We start from the raw sequence: 17,789 nt of genomic DNA on the forward strand, positions 1-17,789 counted from the left end.
AATGATGGCACCGAAGGACGTGCCCGCGCTGTACAGCGTCACAAACCGAGAGCATGCTCAATGGCGCCGAGCAAACATCGGACCGCCCTACTTCACGCTGGGACGAAACACAGCCCGATACGACCCAGATAACATCGAGGATGGGTTCAATGGTCCTGCCAACGGGTACCTCAACGGCTAGCCTGCCGGCTGATGGAAGCTGCGCTTAGTGACGCACATCCGTGCCGACATTAGGGTGATGAGCATGGCTACCATCAACCTCGAAACCATCGAAAACCAGGCATGCAAATTCCTCAACTCCCGCATCGCATCCGTCACCGATCCGGTGCTTGCAAGCAAGCGCGTAGACGAGCCAGCTCGCGGAAGCCGAGCGTGAGGACAAGAAGGCATACGCTGGAGCAGCTGGGGACAGATGGAGCGAGGACGACTTGAAGAAGCTGGGACTCGACAGCGATGCAGCAGCGAAGCGTCGCACACGGCAGAACTTCAGTGAATCAGCTGCCCGAGGATCCGAGGATTTGTGAGCGGCGAAGAATATTTCCTTCTGGGTGCCGGTTTCTCTCGTGCTATTAGCGAGAGGATGCCAACTCTGGCAGATTTGCGCAAAGAGGTGCTGCAGCAACTGGAGGTTGCAGACGACATACTCCGTCCGTTCGGTGATGACCTTGAGCGATGGATGTCGTACCTCTCCGTCGATCAACCGTGGTTATCGCTTCAAAAGAATCTGAGAAACAAGGCCACTTTCAGTGACGCTAGTGCTGCCGTTGCGTGCCATCGAGCGAACCGAAAGGCTGGCCCTTGAAGACCCGTTACCCGTGTGGCTCGAACGGCTCGTGGCGACCTGGTTCGACACAGAGGCAACTCTCGTCACGTTCAACTACGACACCCTTATTGAGCGAGCAGCATCTGCACAACGCAGGCTCGACAACTGGGGGGAGATCTATGAGATACCCCTGAACAGGCGGAGTCCTATTAGTCATGGCTTGTCCACGGGCGCTGCGATGTACACAGAGCTCATACCTGAGCTGTTCAAGCTCCACGGTTCGACCAACTGGGGTTTTCCAGGTCTCGATTCGTCCCCATCAGATCCTGTAACCATCATGCGAAATGACGGCAGATGGAGCACCAACACTAGCCCTTCAGAAGTAGCTCGTGGGCAGCAGGCTGCCCGCTACGCCGATTTGAAGCAACTCATCATCCCGCCGACGGGCACCAAGGGTGCGTTTTACTCAAACCACGCTCTAAAAGCACAGTGGAAGACTGCGTTCGATCGCCTCCAATCAGCAACGAGTCTTACGATCATTGGATACTCCTTCCCCCTAGCGACCTAAGCGCCCGCCACTTCGTTGCAACCGCACTTCGCGCAGGACTTCCCGTAACTGTCGTGGACTACAGTCCCAAAACCGTGGCCCGCATCAAGCAGTTCCTCGGGCCCAGCCACTCGGTGAAGCAGTTCAGCGGGGAACAGGCTGTCCAGAAGTACGTGAACGAAACTTGCGGCGACGTCTTCACATGGGGGGTTGAGCGCCGGGAGGACGGCTATTATTGTCCGCGCCTCCTAGTCAATCGCGTCGAACACGAGGATGGTGGACGCTTCCTAGGCAAGAGATTTGATTCACCCGATTCACTCATCAGCGAACTTGACACTTACGTTGACACCAACTGCCCAGGGCTCTTGGATCGATCGTTGCAGGACTGGACTGACGGGACCATCTACCACCTGCCGAGGTCTGCGATCACGTTGATTGACCTATAGCTGCGCGGATAGGTAAGACCACTCCTTGCATCGAAACAACCGTGCGTAGGACTGAGTTGCCTGACTTACTGCGGGTGGAAGATGGTCGCGCTCGAGCTGGTCGAAAGCCGACATGACAATGAGTATGGCCTGAGGAGCTTAGGCTGAACAGAACCAATCACCTCGTGCCCGTGCTAAGCATCTGTTTACGGGATGCGCGATGCCTCGGTCTCGCGACTTAAGAACACGCCCAGACAAGCCATAGGTTGCAGCATCGCGTGCCACTAGCCTTAGTGCTGTGACAACTCCATCGCCAAGAAAGCGTCTGCTAAGCCCTCTCATATTGCTCTGCCTCGGTCTTGTGGCAGGCGCCGCGACTGCAGTGGCAGCCTTCCTTGCCCCGAACGCCGTTGCTGTTGCCCTCGGTGCTGTCACCGCAGTAATCGCAATTTGGTTGACCTTCCTCATCGCTAGCCGACAAGCGGAGGAATCAGGTGCCCTACAAGCAACCGTCTCAAGCGTAAACGAGGCGGTGCTACAGATGCGCGAGCTGCTGCTTGGGATGGCTGAGCAAGAGTCCGCTCAGGAATATGAGGCGCCCGATGAGGCCGAGCCAGAAAAGGACGCCGACCAGCCGGACTACAGCGACGAGGTCATTCAGAGGTTACGCAAGGACGGGGTGCCAATCACAGCCGACTCTGCAATCTGGCGAAGGAAGCAGCCCGAGCCCTCTCTCCCCGGTAACCATGGATGGTTCGTAGAGACCTCCGATCCGACAACACCGGGGCGCTGGTACGTCCGTAATGCACGCGGCTTGACGGTGCGGAGGGCGATGCCTCGTGATTTCCTAGAAGCACTTGAACAAAGGAAGTCCGTTGATCCCCGCACTATCAAGCTCGATTTTCAGCTTAAGGAGCATGGGCTCGCTGCTTGGTATGCAAGGACCTACAACGGCGATCTATGGAAGGTGTGGCGCCCGGCCCGCACCTGGGCGGATGGAATCAAGGTTGAGCGAGTGGACGAAGGGCTGTCATCATCATTATCCACCGATTGAGTACGGCATGTGGGGCCCGTGCCAAGACTGGAACTGCCTGCACTCGGCGCCGACATGTCCGGTCATTAGTTGTCATCGGGTGTTCCTCCTGCGAACACGATGCACGGCACAAGCCCTCTATGCTCCGCTTGTTGGGCGTGCGGACCCTTTCGCCAGGAGTCGAATTTGGCCACAAACTTCAAGAACCGTTGGGCTCGTCTTCGACGGGAGTTATTGGACTCCGTCGCCTCGCTGAACGCGGATTTCCCCCAAACAAGCCTCCCGCTCACTGTTCGAAAGATCTAAAGCATTACAAGGCACTTGCAACGGCCCAGCCCATGCCAAATACTCTCCCGAGATTTCAGGCCTCTTCATGTCTTGGGAACTTGTCTCGCCATATTTCGTCTAAGAAGTGCTCGTGGTCGGGGTCTGTACGTCAGATTGGCTGTAGATGCGTTCTGGATTCATATGATTCAGCACCATAAAATCCGCGAGTTTTCGCCTCATGCGGGTACTTCACCCGTCCTGCTCGAACTTGTGGGAGTAGTATCTGGGCTAGCCAGGGATCGCCCTTGGGCGCGGAATCATGACAGAGCAGTCGGTTCTAAGACAGTTTCTGACCTACCAACGCAGAGGAGCTCGTTGTGTTAGGTACTTGCTCTCTGTCGTTCCCGTCCACGAGGGCAACAACCCACTGGGGTGGTGCTTCCGTACATAGGCTGAGGACGGGCGCCGCCGCCTATCTGGAGTTCGCGATTGCCTGACCCTGGTGCTGCAGACCCACCAGCATGGTGCGGTTACGTGCCCCGGTCTTCCGCAGCATGGCACTCACGTGCTTCTCGACGGTCTTCACCGAGATGGCGAGCCGCGTGGCGATCTGTTTGTCCGCCAGCCCCTCGGCCAGGAGGTTCCGCACCTCGAGTTCGCGGGCCGTCAGTGATATCGCCTCACCTGTATCCGCCGCGCGACTCTCCGTGAGCCGCGTGAACATCGCCCCGTCCAGCAGGGCGTCGCCGCGGGCGGCGGCGACGACGACGCGCGCCACCTCGGCCGGCGCGGAAGAGGGTGAGAGGAAGCCCCGCACTCCAGACGACGCGGCGGCTGCCAGGAGTTCGTCCGCGAAATGGTCGACGACGGCGACCACCGGCCGCTCGACGGTGTCCGTATCCGCCACCCGGGCTTCGGCATACCGGGACAGCAGGTGCTCGTCGAGGACGATCATGTCCGGCTGCAGGAGGGACACCGACTCGGTGAGGTCCTCGAGCGTCCCGAACTCGCCGAGGACCTGCACAGACGGCTCGGACGTCTCGAGCAGCCGGACGAGCCCTGCGCGGAGAAGCGGTTGGGTGCAGGCGACGAGGACCTTCCACCGTTCGCGGAAAGTGTCGCCGTTCGAGGAGTACGGCACCTGTGCCCGGATGCTCGTCCCCCAGCCCAGCGTCGACTCCACATGAAGTTCGCCCCGGAGGTAGTGGGCCCGGGCGGCCATGCCGTGCAGGCCGAGCCTGCTGCCCTTCAGGTCCGTGCTCTCCTGGCCCTCGAACCCGCGGCCGTTGTCCTCGACGACGGCCGTGATGCCGGTGGTGCCGTAGAAGATACCCACCCGGCACGCCGTGGCGCAGGCATGTGCCACCGCGTTGGCCACGGCCTCCTGGATGATCATGAAGAGCTGATGGGCGACGACAGGCACCAGCTCGTGGGGATTGCCGGTCACGAGGAGCGTCACGTCCATCGGATCGTTCGAGCTCACCCGGTCGAGTTCCTGGCGGACCGCTTCCTCGAGCGTGCGGTTGGCCAGGCTGGAGGGCCCAAGTCCCAGCACGGTGCGGCGGGTTTCGAAGAGCGCCTCGTGGGCGAGCACCCGGGCGGAGTCGATGTGCTGGGTGGAGGGCGATCCCCCCGGTGTCGCCTTATCTGCGCGGTCAAGGTGCAGCAGGAGTACGCCGAGGGACCGGCCGATGGTCTCGTGAACCTCCTGTACGGCGCGCTCACGTTCGCTCGCGACGGCAGCTTCCCGTTCCTTTGCAGCGGCGGCCTGATGGAGCCGGGAGTTCATGATGGCAATGGCGGCGTGGTTCGCGAAGAGTTCCATGAGGGATGCGTCGCCGGGGCTGAAGACCCGGCCGGGACCGTCACTGAAGATGGCAAAGGTGCCGATGATAGTGCCGGCCCATGTGATGGGGACGCCGATGACGGCGCTCCCCCACCGTGGGTCCGCCGGGTCGATGTGGCCCGAGGGTACGGACGCGTAGCGGTTGAGAATGACCGTGCCGCGGGTCTTGACTATCTGCCCGGTCAGGCCTTCGGTCAGCGGGAAGGTCTGGCCCTCGCGGCAGCCGACGCCCTGGTCCACTTCCTTGCGGTAGTAGCCCTCGGTTTCGTGGACGATCGAGATGGAGCCGCTCTCGCACCCGAGGAGGGCGGCGGCGTGCCCGAGGACGCGTTCGAGGAGCGGCACCAGTTCGAACTGTCCGGCGAGGTCACCGGCGAGTTCCGTGATGCGATCGAGCTGGGAGGGCGGAGGGTTCTGCTCGTTCTGGGTGTTGCTGGGCGTGGGAACCTGCGGCATGTACGGCACCTGTCTCCTGCAACCCGGCGCGACGCTGCGCACGGGCCTTCAGGATAGCTTCACGCCACGGAATGACCACCCTCGAAGCGGACGTCGCACCGCCGCTCGAAGGAAATTACTGGACTGGTTGGCGGAGCAGGGCAACTCTCTAACGGCATCCGCAAGACGTAGCAATGAGGGAGACACCAGATGATCCAGGCCTAGTATTCCCCACGGCGCGTTGAGTTGATAGGACCGCCACCATCGGAACGACCGGGCCGTCGCTCGTTCGCCGAAGCGGAATAAATAGTGCTGTGGCAGCGTCGCGTACTGGTATACGAGCTCACAAACCCTAAGCTGAGGCGAAGCAGATTCATCTACGCCTCACACTAATCGGAGATTCGTATGCCCCTGACTGGACAAGGTTTTAGTCTTCTTGGAATCAGTCTTTTCGGACCAAACCCTCTCAACGCTGTTCACCTCGACTTTGACGAGGGTCTGTCAGCCCTGTACGGACTCAACGGGACCGGAAAAACTACCATTCTCCAGGAGGCTGAAGCTGTTCTCAGAGGCATCGGGCCCAATCACGCCGGTGGTCCTTCGTCCAGTCGGTCTTGCCTCCACGTGCAGCTGACCTCTCTCTCCGAGCCCTTCACTGGATTCGACGTATCTAGGTTCGAAGAATCGATTGAGCAGTCGTTCTTCAACCAGAAAGAGGACTCAAGTGCTCCGGTCGGCGCGACACGGTTCGAACGCTGGCAATGGATGCTGAACCACCTACTACGCAAGGAGCTGGATTCTGAGTGGATCTGGAGTGACCCACCACTGTCTCAGCAAAAAGCAATCTTCTTCTGCCTCGTTCCGATTGGTTCCCCAAGTCGGCCCGCCTGGCGCTCATACCTTAGTATCGCGCTAGAAGGTGATCAACTGGAAGCTCTCAGCAATAGCCTCCAACGACACCGGCACCAGATCACAGACATCCTCTCCGGGGCGATGGGCACAGAGTTCAACTTTGATGCTCTCCAGGGGGAGGCAAGTCCTGTCGCAGCGTTCGGAGAAACCCCTTGGACGACCATCTCGGCGGAAACGGGAGGATTGGAACGGGATTTCATTACCGGGTGGCCCAGCAACTTCCCTTTGCCCGTTTCGCCCATCGGCAATATAACAGCCCTGCCGGTGCACGTGATTTCCGACAACGGGACCATCGAGTCGATTCGCGATACGACAAATAACCAACTCGTTTTTCTAGCGGACGAGTTTGGGGACTTGATTGATATCGCGGACGCCGAAAATACTCAACTGAACCCTCAGTTTCTGGCAGCTGTGTCGAAGCTTGAAAACGAGGCCAACGAGTTTCTAGAGGTTACGGGACCTCATTACTTTGAGCTAAGACTTGAGCTGAAGTCGCCCCATGAATGGTTTGTAGGAGAGATTCCCGAGTGGTATGCATCATCTAGCGGTGCAGAGCTGGGGCTTGGCCGCTTGTCGGGAGCCGAACTCCGTTGGGCTCTTGCTGCTCTCCAATGGGCGACATCAGGTCTCGATACGACCCGGCCCCAGGTATTCCTGATTGATGAGCCTGAACGAGGGTTGCATCGTGCACGTGAGCAGGAGTTGCCCCGCATGCTCAGTAAATTATGCGGACGATCGCCGAATCTGATGATCCTTGCTGCATCACATGCCCCATCATTCTTAGATGTGCGCCATGGAGTGAGGCTTCAGCACGTAACTCGGTTGCGTGGCTTCCCGACAATGATTCGTCCGGTTGACCTAGGGTCAAGTGCTTTGGTCGCGGGTTCGGCTGAAGAGCTGGGGCTTACACCTGGTGACCTCCTTCAACTAACGCGGGTTTTTGTGCTCGTTGAAGGAGCGCACGACGAGATAGTGCTTAAGGCGGCCCTGGGTAAGGAGATCCAGGACGCTGGTGGACGACTCATACCGATTAACGGAGCAACCCACGCCCGCTCCATCGCCGATGCCAGGATACTGTTCGATGCCTCGGCGGCCTCGGTCGTGTTCGTACTCGACAATGTTAGGGGCCCTGATGCTCTGAGAATCTGGGAGCAGGCAACTCAACAATATGCAGTTGGTCAGCGGAAGGCCGCAAGGTCAACGCTCGCGCAACTCAGCAAATTAGGCTCCGGTGGGGAAGTTGTTTGGCTTCAAGAACTCGGAGAACGCGCAATCGATACCAATCTGATTCATAGGATCAAGCCCTTCGGGTTGTCGAAAAGGGATATTCTTTGTTACCTTTCTCCTGCAGCTTTCAAGCTGGAGAACACGACATGGGACGATTTATCGAAGGAGTATGAACACGCCCGAAGAAATGGATTTTCGAAGGAGAACTTCAAGTCGTGGTTGAAACACATGCGCGGAGCGAACTTTTCCCGCGAGACCGTATGTGAAGCAGCTCAGGGAACCGATCTGACGGGGCAAAGTGAATTTACAGCGTTATCCCTGATGATTCAAGAAATAGGGCTCCACGGCCCCATCGACGACCTGGAACGATCGGTAGGGACCTAGATTGTATTCCTTTATCCTTCTAATCAATTACTCATCACTTAGGTTTGGGGGCTACTTATGAGGTCACTGTCCGAGCTCACCCTCACGTCGGCTGTCGCTCAGGCTGCCGAAGAGTTTCGCGCGATGGGAAGGGATGCGTTCCTTGCGAAGTACGGGCACCGTCCGTCCTCCAGGTACTTCGCGGAGGTTGATGGTCTGCGGATTGATTCGAAGCCGTTGCTGTCGGTCGCCTACGGATACCAGTACCCAGACCGGGGCCCGCTGGCGGTGGCTGAATTTTCCGGAGGCGGCGAGACGAGGCGGGCGTTAAGGCGGTTCGGCTACGAACTCATCGAGGTGCCGAGTCCCTCAACGACAGGTATCTACTATGGGGAGGTTCCGGACTGCCCGGCTGGGACAGTCTTCAAGGACCGTCGGGAAGCCTACGATGCTGGCGTCCACCGAACCACCCAGGCTGGCATCGCCGGGCAAGCGCAAGGAACCCAGTCCATCTGCCTGTCGGATGGGTATTCAGACGACAGGGTTCAAGGTGACCTGATCACCTACACAGGGTTCGGCGGCAGGGACGCGAACACCGGCCGGCACATCGCTGATCAACAACTGGAAAAAGGGAACCTTGGACTCGTCGAGAACTACAAGCTCGGACGCCCGGTCCGAGTTCTCGTCAAAGAATCCGTGCTCACCGGCAAAAGACCGGACACCGACTACCTATATTTAGGCCTGTTTACCGTTTCCGGCTGGAGCTGGGGCACACGAGACGGGTACAAAATTCTGATCTACCAACTCCGAGCCCTAGCTGGCGAGAGCCTTATCCCCGGAGAAGTTACCGCAGCCCTGACCCGCGGCGAGGACCTTCCAACACAACGCCGCACCTCAAGTGTCAACCGCATCGTGCGAAACTACGAGGTCGCAGCATCCGTCAAACGGCTGTACGACAACACCTGCCAAATCTGCCGAACTCGCCTGATAACAGCAGCAGGACCATACTCCGAAGGCGCTCACATCCGACCCCTCGGCATCCCACACAACGGCCCTGACACCCTCGAAAACATCCTGTGTTTATGCCCGAACTGCCACGCACTATTCGACGGCCACGCACTAACCGTGCTACCCGACCGCACCGTGTTGAAGCTTGGTGAACCTGCCGGGAAACTCACTATCACCGCTGAACATCAGCTGAACTTCGACCATCTGGCATACCAGTTTGAGATTTCTAGGGGGAAGTCGAATCACACCCGAATTCGCGACGAACAAAAGGATCGATAATGCCCCCTAAGCGCGGCACTGTTCGAAGCAGTAAGCAGGCCCACCAGCGGCTTGCCGAACTAGGAGAGCTGCAGCCCGTGGAGCACGCCAGTCGCCGCTATGACGCTGAGCGCCCTTTGATCCGACTCAGAGTGCCGCCCGAGGCTGGTTCAGCGGGACCGGCCTCGGCACGAGATTGCGTACGGGGCTAGGCATGTTGATCAAGCCCGTGTCCCTCTCTCGGGATCTACATTTGTTGGACACGCCCGTGGCCTTCATTCGCCGATCTGATATCCACCTGCTCACCGCCAGGCGGAACGCCTGGAACAGCACAACTCTTAATCACTACAGTATCAACGCACCGGCTTACTCCACCGTTATGTCCGCATGGATATCGGCGGAGCAAAAAAGAAAACCTGGAACGTACTTCGAGATTGATGAAATACCGTCGCTCATTTTCGATCTTGGTGGGCTTAGCCTAGTTGTGATTCATCTCAATGCTCGTTCACGGTTCGGCTCCTGGAGGATTCCTGTAGCGCTGACCGACCGCGATTTCCCACTCAGTGGACTTGAGGTCTTTAACATGTTTGCCGCCAGTCGGTACAGGGAGGCAACGTCGGGCTGGTCGGTTTCTCGCGGAGAGCCCGACGTTCTTGTCGGAATTGTGGAAAGCGCTGCCTTGGAGACTTCCTTCGGGCAGAATCCGGTCCTTTTGAGGCGCTCATCAATTCAGTCAGGCGGAACGATGAAATTTAGCATTGTGCAAACGAATGACGGCAGCGACGCTCATATAGAACGCATCATCGAAGGGCTGAGCCACCTGACGGAACAGAAATATCCCATTCACGAAATTTATCTGTGGGCTGGCGAGTACTTTTGCAAGAAAGACTACGACAAGCTTTATCACTCCGAACTGCAACGCGTATTCGACCATGGCTGGCCGGTCAGGCTCATCGAAGCCCCCGACTCTTCGATATTCTGCTCAGTTTGCCTTCGCTGGTTCAGCGGTGCGCGCCCCGATGGTGCCGAGTAAGTCCTTCGTCCGGCATTGGTGCCGATATTCCGGGCTGTGACTACACTGTCTGTCTTCAGGTATGGGGGTTCTTAGATGCGTCCGGACGACGAACTATCAGCGTTGTTACGTCAGGCGTACCTTCCCTGCAGCAATTTCGGCAACTGCCGGGAGGCACGGTGGTCCCCGGAATCGGGACACATACCGCGCGGTTTCCTGGGCGCAACGGGTGCGCTCGAGGACGTAGAGGTCGTGATGGTCTTCGCGGAACCGGGGCATCCTCATCCCATGGAGGTCTATGACCCTCAGGACGGTCCGGATACGCTGCTTGAGCATGGGATCCGTCATGCTCATCAGTCCTTCGCGGCGGGAACGGATCTGTTCCATCGCAATGTCCGCTGGTTCATGGATCAGCTGTACCCCGATCTCACATTCGATGAGCAGCTTCGGCACGTGTGGCTCACCGAGGGCCGCCTGTGTTCAATCGATAACGAGATCGGCGGCCAGAAGGACCACAGATGCGCTCAGCGCTACCTTCGGGCTCAACTGGCGATGCTCCCGAACGCGACAGTCGTCGCCTTCGGGGGCAAGGCACGTGATTATGTTAGGCGTTTGAATGTCGAACCTGAACACGTAGAGGCGTACGCGTTGGCGCCTCCCGGGGCCAACCACAAGCCAGCGCGGCCGAGCTGGGAAAGAGCGCTCGAAATCGTCAAGTCCCGTCGAGATCGGGGCTGAGGGAGGCACCCCATGCCTTGTCCTGCAGTGCGGTTCGGTGTCGCGGGCTGTTGTCGTGTTGGTAGTGATCAGCGGATACTGATCCAAAGTTTTGCCTGTTCTGCGGAGATGCCAACGTACAGCTGATCGGACACCTTCAAATAACGACCTGGGATGGCCACCAGCGGCCACATGGGCGCCCCGGCGATGGGTTCGTGTTCCCACTTGGGCACTTCTGGGTAGTGCTTCCTGAGGTGAGCTCTGATTTTTCGGCATGCGTCGCGCCAGGCACTGACCGGGATACCCGTCTTCGCTGACACCTCCTTGGTCGAAAAGATCGCTTCCGGGTTCCGTGCACAGAAGTCCATGACGGCGGCCCACCGTTGCGCTGTAAGCGTCGACCCTTCGGACAGACGCTTCAGCGCAGGAACGGGCCAGGCCTCATGCTTGTCGAAGGCGGCGCGCTGCACCATATCGACGGCCAATTTTCCTCGCTTAGCTCCTCCATCGATGGGGAGGGCTCCTCGCCTCGCTGCAGCTGTCGGTGCGCAACCAGTTGCTTTAACTCCGCATGATCCTCTTCCGGTACCGGAAGCAAAATCCATTCGATTGCCACTCGACCAAACCTTTCCCATCGTCTTTCCTGGTTACTGTCCCACTAGATAACCCCACCACTCGAAATATGTACAGTAAATAGTCCTGCCAGCTGTCCTGCCCATGTCGCCTCGCACCCCAAAAAGTCTTGCAACCCATGGGTTGCAAGACAGTGGGACAAGACACAGCTTATCTCCCGCCATTACTACTCCTCCTATGTCTTGATACCCTGTCTCATAAGCAGGGGCGGGAAATTGTGACAGATGCATCGGTTGCAAGACAGTTTTGACGGTGCATGCGATGTTGAGGAGTGGCGTGGGCAAGTTGATCGGGTACGCGAGGGTGTCGACGCGGGCGCAGGTCACCGATCGGCAAATCGTTGATCTGCTTGCCGCCGGCGTTCGGCGTGATGACCTCTATGTCGATCACGGCGTGAGTGGCGCTCACGCCCGACGCCCTCAGTTCGATAAGACACTCAAGGCAGTACACGCTGATCGTCACGACCCTCGACCGGCTCGGTCGCTCGACGTCGAACATGCTCGCCCTGGCCGACGAGCTCCGAGCGCAGAGGGTAAATCTCCGGGTGCTGAACCTCGGCGGGGGAAACGTCGACACGGGTACCCCAATGGGGTCCATGGTCTTCACCGTCATGGCGGCCCTGGCCCAGATGGAACTCGAGATCAAGCGCGAACGCGTCAACGACTCCAATATCAAGCGCCGGAACGCAGGCCTGGATCTCGGCGGCCGACTGCCCATCTTCTCCGACAGCCAGATCGCCAACGCCCGCCGGCTCATTGAACAGGGACAACCCGCCTCCCACGTCGCCCGCGATCTCGGCATGTCCCGTGCCACCCTCTACCGGCGCATCGCGAACCTCGACGCCCAGCAATGGGTCACCACCCACCAGGGACAGACTCGTGCGTGAATCCAAGCAGGTGCCCCATGCCAATGTTGGAGATAGCCAGGCCGACGAAGGGAGTGACGGCTCGAGCACCGCTCGGTCGCAGCTCGTTGTTCTCCCCGACTCCCCCGACACCCGACTCCTGGTAGCGCTCACGAGTCATGCCAACGACCTATCGGAGGCTGCGCACTCGTTGGGCAAAGCGCTGGACAGTGGAGAGGGCTCCGAGGTGTGGGAGCCGCTGACGTCCCACGCGGTCACGGCCTACATCCGCCCCTTCATCCATTCCAACGTCCGCACCCGCCTCGACCAGATGCTTGAGTTCCCTGGCATACCGGCCGAGCTCGTCGCAACGCACGACACGATTCGGAAGTACCGGAACACGACCGTCGCGCACTCCCAGTCCGACCTGGTCATGCCCCTGCCCGTCGCTTTTCTGGGCGAGACCGATCAAGTTATCCAGGTATGGGGCATGAGCGTCATCCACCCGATGCCAGCAGCGATCGCCGTACGGTTCGCCGACCTCCTGACGACAATGAAAACGATCGTCGACGCAGCCATGCAGCCCGTGACTGAGCGCCTTCGCACCTGGGTCCAAGCCCAAGCACCAGCTTCGGTTCGTCAGTGGCAAGGACCTGAGGTCACTTTTTCAACCGACGGCGCCTTCCACGGTTCCCGCAAAAGGTCCCGGATTCCCCGTTTCACCAGTTACATGCGCATAGAGCAAGATCCAGGCGGCACTGACAGCCCTACCAAATGAGCGACGGTTCATGTGGGCTACCACCCGCTACTGGTACGTTCTGGCGGCGAACGCGATCTTGCCTGACCCGCACCCACTCCCCTCCCTAAGCCCTTTTTGACTGGCTGGGCTTCGGTGAGCAGTTCCTTGGCCAGCGCGCACCCGGGTTGGCGCAGCGACACTGCATAGTGGCCGATCGTCGAAAACGAACTGCCCGATTTCACGAAGCCTGCTGATGTGCAGCCAGCTCTAATGGCAAGAAGGGGATCTAGTACTGGAATTAGCGGTCGTGACCGTTACCATCTTGCTTACAACCACTATTCAGTACGCAACGACACGAGATCGATGAACCCGGCTGTCCAAAGAGACCCTGGGCGGAGTGATGGACGGTCCCAGCGCTTGGATAGCACCATCCATTGCCTTTAGGGGAACCTTGAAAAAGTACGTCGCGATCCCTGCGCTCGTTTTGATTCTTGTCACTGGCTGCGGCGCACCTCAAGCCGCACCTGAATCATCAGAAAGCCCGTCTTCCAGCGCTCTTCCTCAGACGCCGAAGTCTTCGGCTACCACGGAGCCCGCCAAAGCGGCGTTCCAAGTTTCGGAAGAGACGACGTGTACGCAGCTTCTCGGCACTGATTCTGACGGCCCACTCTTTGGAGCCATCTCCCTGGTAACAGAACTCAGCGAGGAGAGTGACGGGGCTGCCGTACTCGACAGCGCCCGCCTTCTGAAAGAGGAAGTATCGGGAATCGCTGAGCATGCCTCGGGTGAGATGGTGCCCCTCCTGTCGGAACTCTTGGCCCCTATGGATGACATCATCGGGTTGGCTGACGGGACGCAAGCGTCCTCGGACATGGACATGACTGCGTGGAAAGCAGCAGCCACCGAACTACTGACCGTTTGTGGACCATACGACACTGGGTCGGGAAGTCAGGCTGTTCCAACGCCTACGACCTCTAAGGCAGACGAGGTCAGCGCCGCCTATCCCGGCTACCCGCTCATCGTGAATGTTGCCTCACTCGACTGGCGAGTGGCGAACTCTCTTGAAGGCCGACTCGTTGACGGTCAAGTTGTTGCTCTCGCCCCAGGGCTTTATACGCCGTTCAACCCCAACGTGCCTGACCTCAAGTCCTACTACGAATCCGGCGGTGTCACTGGGGATTCCGCCATGAAGAACGCAGTGCTTCCCAACTCGGGGGGCTCGACGTGGTCCGGCGTCCTGCCTGGAGCAGAGGAACCACAGTAAGGATCTGGATGGGTCGATCTAGAGTCACTGATTATCGAACCCGAAGCAACAAAATTCTGTCCTAAGAATCCTGCCTAGCAATGCCATGTACCCGGTTGTGAGGCGAGACATGGCTAGCTCCGCGTCGTCTCTCAGATGAGTGACCGGATCGTCCGACTGGCGTATCCCAGCGTCTCGTCGATAGCTTTCTCCATCTCGCGAAGAGGTTCGGGATCTGCTGTCAAGAGAGCACTGATGTTAATGCTGCTCACGGCGAGGAGGCATCCCGCCGTGGTTAGGAACTCCTTGTACCGTTCCTGACCTTCATGCCCCAGTGTTGCCCAGTCTCGTGGCTCCGGGGGCAAATTCGATCTCCACTTCTCGAGGGCGTGGGTACCATGGATGCTGACGTATTCCATGATTTCTGCGGCACGTTCCAGCACGTCGATCATCACGTTGAACCCTTGCTGTGACTGGTCTAGAGCTTTCTCAGCAGCTTCGATCTCAGTGCGCAGCCGCTCCTCCTCCTGTTTGCTGCGACGCTGCTTTAGGACGTAGAAGCCGGCGGCGGCCATCGCGGCCAACGGGGCTGCGACCATGCCTGTGAGTAGAAGAGCTCCCCCGGCCATACCGGCGCCGCCGGCGGCCAGGGTCCCCCCGCCAAGGAATGCGAGGGTTGCATTGCTCGCAGCCACTCCGGAGAGGGTTGAAATGGCTGTTCCAGTGGAAGCGGTTCCGAACATTGCGACGGCAGTGAAAGCACCATAGGCTGCAGCGCCGCCGGCAGCTGCCCCGACCGCGCCACCGGCCGCTGCACCACGGATTGCATTGGCGATCCCCGCCGACATGGCTCCGATATGGATTGCGGCAGGTATCTCGCGCCTGCTCTCGACCTCCTGGTCATTTGGCTTTTCGGGTCCGGGTGCCCCATTGATGCTCTCGGCCAGCTTGACGAACGTCATGAAGAACTTGTCGCGCGCGTCGTCGTGAACCTTATTGAATGCTTCCCCTAGCTCTTGGGTCATTCTGGACCGCTCGGCTACGTTGTCATTGATTTTGGCGTGGCGTTCTCTTGTTTCCGCCACCTGTTCACGCAGCTTTTCCGGCCGCTGTCCTCGCTGATCAGCGAGAGAAATGGTCAGATCTTTTGCCTCCTGGCGAAGTTGCTCAGGCGTCAAGTGCAGTGCGAGGGCTACGGCGATCAGACGGTGCTCACCGGGACTTACTAGCCCGCTTTCAGTCCGGGAAATTGAGACGGCACCGCCTTTGCCGTACTCAGCGCGCTTTGCCAACTCATCTTGAGTCATTGGAGGTGCTTGAGCCTGGCGGTGCTTGCGAATCACGAGACCCATAGCCTCCGCGCTGAAGCCGCTCATCGGTTTTCTCGCCAGTGGCTGTGTCGATCCCAAGATGACCGAGCCTCGCGAAGCAGGGCCTGCCCCGAGCGGCCGGCTTGGATGCCGTCTTTCGCGAACTGTTTGGCTGCTTTGACGACAGCGGGGTCGCGACGGACGTCATTCGCGGTCTGGATGTTCTGTGCAGCAGTGAGGGTCAAGCTGGTGAGATCGAGACGAGGCATGGCATTGAGCCTTTCAGTTAACTTTACTGTCTAGACCGACTTAATCTAGGTCACTAAGTGTCTGAGGTCTAGGACTTAGTGACACTAAGTTTCACCTCAGCATGCTACGAAGGAAATCGACGTCACAATTAGCCCTCAACCGAAACCCGTCCGAGTGCGTCCGGGTGGTGCTCGCATCCTCAGATAGCGGCGCACCGTCCCCAGCTCGCACCAATGACTTTTCCGATGCCCGCCGATGCGCCCTCTCTTGCCCTCAACCCCAGGGCCCGTCTACCTTCGCGTGATCGGCGGTGACCTTTCGGTATCAGTACTACCGCCCATATTCAGCAATCACAGCCATGCTCGCCTTGGTGCGCCCAGCGAGCTGGTTGCACTGCAGGTCGGCGTTCTGGTTCAGTGTGCCGTCCGCAACATACCTAGACTGTTGAACTCGACCCCCCTGCACTCTTCAAAGGTCCTTTTCCCTCCCAGTGAGAATGCGCCGCGTGAGACACGTTGCTGGGACGCGACGCGGCTACGCACTTCCCCGCCGATGCTGAAGCTTGCCGATCCGGCGTCAGGGTCTGCCGGCGGTCCGGTCAAAGGATGGCGGTCTCAACCGGTCAGTGCACCACTCCTTGGCAGGATGAGTGGTGGAGGTGCGTGTGGAGTTCACGACGGAGCAGCAGCAGACTATTTGGGAGGGGTGGCGGGACGGCGAGTCGTTCCGTCAGGTCGGTGACCGGGTGGGGCAGCCGGCGCACGTGGTCCAGTACTTTCTTCGGGGCTACGGCGGCATCAAGCCGAGCGTTCCTCGGCGGAACTGCCGGCACCTGACTCATCAGGAGCGTGAGGAAATCTCTCGCGGTGTTGCAACAGGGTTGTCGCTGCGCCGTATCTCCGTGGCCCTGGGGAGGTCTCACTCGAGCATTTCGAGAGAGCTCGCGCGAAACGGCGGACGAGCCGCTTACCGGGCAACGGCTGCTGAGCAGGCGGCTCACTCTCGAATGAAGCGGCCCAAGCCGACCCGGCTCAAGCAACAACCGGCGCTGCTGCAGGTCGTGAAGGCGAAGCTCATCCTGGGGTGGTCACCTCAGCAAATCGCCGCCTGGCTGAAACTGACCTATCCCGAGGACTCGGCGATGCGCCTGTCCCACGAAGGGATCTACCGGTCGATCTACTACGTCTACCGCCGTGAACTCGACCGGGGCATGTCCCAGCATCTGCGCTCAGGGAGCACCATCCGCCGGCCACGGAAGGCCAAGCAATCGTTGGGCCGAGGCCGGTTGAAGAACATGGTGCCCATCACCGCCCGGCCGGCATCGATCGAGGACCGTGTCGAGGTCGGCCACTGGGAAGGCGACCTCGTCATGGGAAAGAGACCGTCCGCGGTGGCGACGCTGGTCGAGCGCACGACCCGGGCCGTCAAAGTCGTCCATCTTCCCGACGGATACAAGGCGGAGGCCGTTCGTGTCGCCTTGACCAATGCGTTCAAGGCAATTCCCGAGCCGTTGCGCCGGTCGCTGACCTGGGACCGTGGTCGGGAAATGGCAGAGCACCAGCAGCTCTCCACGGACCTGAGCATGAATGTCTACTTCTGCGCCCCGGGAAGCCCCTGGCAGCGCGGGACGAACGAGAACACGAACAGGATGCTCCGCCAGTACCTCACAAAAGGCTCCGACCTTCGACGGTTCACAGCCAAAGACCTCGATGACATCGCGAACCTCATCAACGACCGTCCCCGGCAGGTTCTGAAATGGGCCAGTTCCAACGACCTCTACCAAACCCACCTCACCTCCAGCCAGTCCGCGATACCCTCAAAATCCCAGGTGGTGCATTGACCGGTTGAGGTCGCCATCCTTTGGCGAGACGCTCCTCGTCGGTGTGGTTCTCGTCTGCGGCACCGTTTTAGATTGGTTAACAATGTTAACCTTGACAGCCCGGGCCTTGGTGCTGTAA

15 protein-coding genes and 1 pseudogene are annotated in these 17,789 nt (G+C 59.3%); 13 read left to right on the forward strand and 3 right to left on the reverse strand.

Translation table 11 applies throughout. The annotated features are described in order from the left end of the window. Positions 1-244 precede the first annotated feature (244 nt). The 4 genes from ACX80P_RS06595 to ACX80P_RS06610 all read left to right on the forward strand — a co-directional run bounded on the left by ACX80P_RS06595 (position 245) and on the right by ACX80P_RS06610 (position 2,789). A complete protein-coding gene (locus tag ACX80P_RS06595; protein WP_459277263.1) occupies positions 245-376 on the forward strand; it encodes a hypothetical protein in 132 nt (43 codons plus the stop codon). Positions 377-746: 370 nt separating this feature from the next. After that, on the forward strand, positions 747-1,331 hold the full coding sequence (locus ACX80P_RS06600) for an SIR2 family protein (protein ID WP_459277264.1): 585 nt from the start codon (positions 747-749) through the stop codon (positions 1,329-1,331). A gap of 74 nt (positions 1,332-1,405) precedes the next feature. Continuing rightward, a complete protein-coding gene (locus ACX80P_RS06605; protein ID WP_459277265.1) occupies positions 1,406-1,756 on the forward strand; it encodes a hypothetical protein in 351 nt (116 codons plus the stop codon). 433 nt (positions 1,757-2,189) lie between these two features. Continuing rightward, positions 2,190-2,789, forward strand: coding sequence for a hypothetical protein (locus ACX80P_RS06610; protein WP_459277266.1), 600 nt, complete (start codon positions 2,190-2,192; stop codon positions 2,787-2,789). Positions 2,790-3,507: 718 nt separating this feature from the next. On the opposite strand, the gene ACX80P_RS06615 is transcribed toward ACX80P_RS06610, so the two are convergent. Beyond that, entirely contained in the window at positions 3,508-5,337 is a 1,830-nt protein-coding gene (locus ACX80P_RS06615; protein WP_459277267.1) for a hybrid sensor histidine kinase/response regulator transcription factor, read from the reverse strand. 603 nt (positions 5,338-5,940) lie between these two features. Between ACX80P_RS06615 and ACX80P_RS06620 the strand changes: the two genes are divergently transcribed. The 4 genes from ACX80P_RS06620 to ACX80P_RS06635 all read left to right on the forward strand — a co-directional run bounded on the left by ACX80P_RS06620 (position 5,941) and on the right by ACX80P_RS06635 (position 10,834). After that, the gene (locus ACX80P_RS06620; RefSeq protein ID WP_459277268.1) at positions 5,941-7,839 is read left to right on the forward strand and encodes an OLD family protein; all 1,899 of its coding nucleotides are present in this window, start codon (positions 5,941-5,943) and stop codon (positions 7,837-7,839) included. 57 nt (positions 7,840-7,896) lie between these two features. Beyond that, on the forward strand, positions 7,897-9,105 hold the full coding sequence (locus ACX80P_RS06625; RefSeq protein WP_525929886.1) for a YDG/SRA domain-containing protein: 1,209 nt from the start codon (positions 7,897-7,899) through the stop codon (positions 9,103-9,105). Positions 9,106-9,352: 247 nt separating this feature from the next. Beyond that, positions 9,353-10,117: a hypothetical protein gene (locus tag ACX80P_RS06630; protein WP_459277270.1), complete on the forward strand. Its 765-nt coding sequence runs from the start codon at positions 9,353-9,355 to the stop codon at positions 10,115-10,117. A 267-nt stretch (positions 10,118-10,384) separates the two neighbouring features. After that, on the forward strand, positions 10,385-10,834 hold the full coding sequence (locus ACX80P_RS06635) for a hypothetical protein (RefSeq protein ID WP_459277271.1): 450 nt from the start codon (positions 10,385-10,387) through the stop codon (positions 10,832-10,834). Between the two features lie 68 nt (positions 10,835-10,902). Here ACX80P_RS06635 and ACX80P_RS06640 read toward each other — a convergent pair whose 3' ends face one another. Then, a complete protein-coding gene (locus ACX80P_RS06640) occupies positions 10,903-11,298 on the reverse strand; it encodes a hypothetical protein (RefSeq protein WP_459277272.1) in 396 nt (131 codons plus the stop codon). A gap of 409 nt (positions 11,299-11,707) precedes the next feature. Between ACX80P_RS06640 and ACX80P_RS06645 the strand changes: the two are divergent. The 4 genes and pseudogenes from ACX80P_RS06645 to ACX80P_RS06660 form a co-directional block, all read left to right on the forward strand. Then, positions 11,708-12,077, forward strand: a pseudogene (locus tag ACX80P_RS06645) (recombinase family protein); the annotation flags it as partial. Next, positions 12,075-12,332 carry a helix-turn-helix domain-containing protein gene (locus tag ACX80P_RS06650; protein WP_459277514.1) on the forward strand — a complete coding sequence of 86 codons (258 nt, stop codon included), beginning with the start codon at positions 12,075-12,077 and terminating at the stop codon, positions 12,330-12,332. The pseudogene ACX80P_RS06645 and the gene ACX80P_RS06650, both read left to right, overlap by 3 nt. Further along, positions 12,325-13,068: a hypothetical protein gene (locus ACX80P_RS06655; RefSeq protein WP_459277273.1), complete on the forward strand. Its 744-nt coding sequence runs from the start codon at positions 12,325-12,327 to the stop codon at positions 13,066-13,068. Before ACX80P_RS06650 ends, ACX80P_RS06655 begins: the two co-directional genes overlap by 8 nt. 361 nt (positions 13,069-13,429) lie before the next feature. Next, positions 13,430-14,293: a hypothetical protein gene (locus ACX80P_RS06660; RefSeq protein ID WP_459277274.1), complete on the forward strand. Its 864-nt coding sequence runs from the start codon at positions 13,430-13,432 to the stop codon at positions 14,291-14,293. Between the two features lie 131 nt (positions 14,294-14,424). On the opposite strand, the gene ACX80P_RS06665 is transcribed toward ACX80P_RS06660, so the two are convergent. Continuing rightward, complete coding sequence (locus tag ACX80P_RS06665; RefSeq protein ID WP_459277275.1) at positions 14,425-15,648, reverse strand: helix-turn-helix domain-containing protein; 1,224 nt, start codon at positions 15,646-15,648, stop codon at positions 14,425-14,427. A gap of 841 nt (positions 15,649-16,489) precedes the next feature. Here ACX80P_RS06665 and ACX80P_RS06670 point away from each other — a divergent pair. Beyond that, the gene (locus tag ACX80P_RS06670; RefSeq protein ID WP_459277515.1) at positions 16,490-17,671 is read left to right on the forward strand and encodes an IS30 family transposase; all 1,182 of its coding nucleotides are present in this window, start codon (positions 16,490-16,492) and stop codon (positions 17,669-17,671) included. Positions 17,672-17,789 lie beyond the last annotated feature (118 nt).

Source organism: Arthrobacter arabinosi (assembly GCF_054511115.1).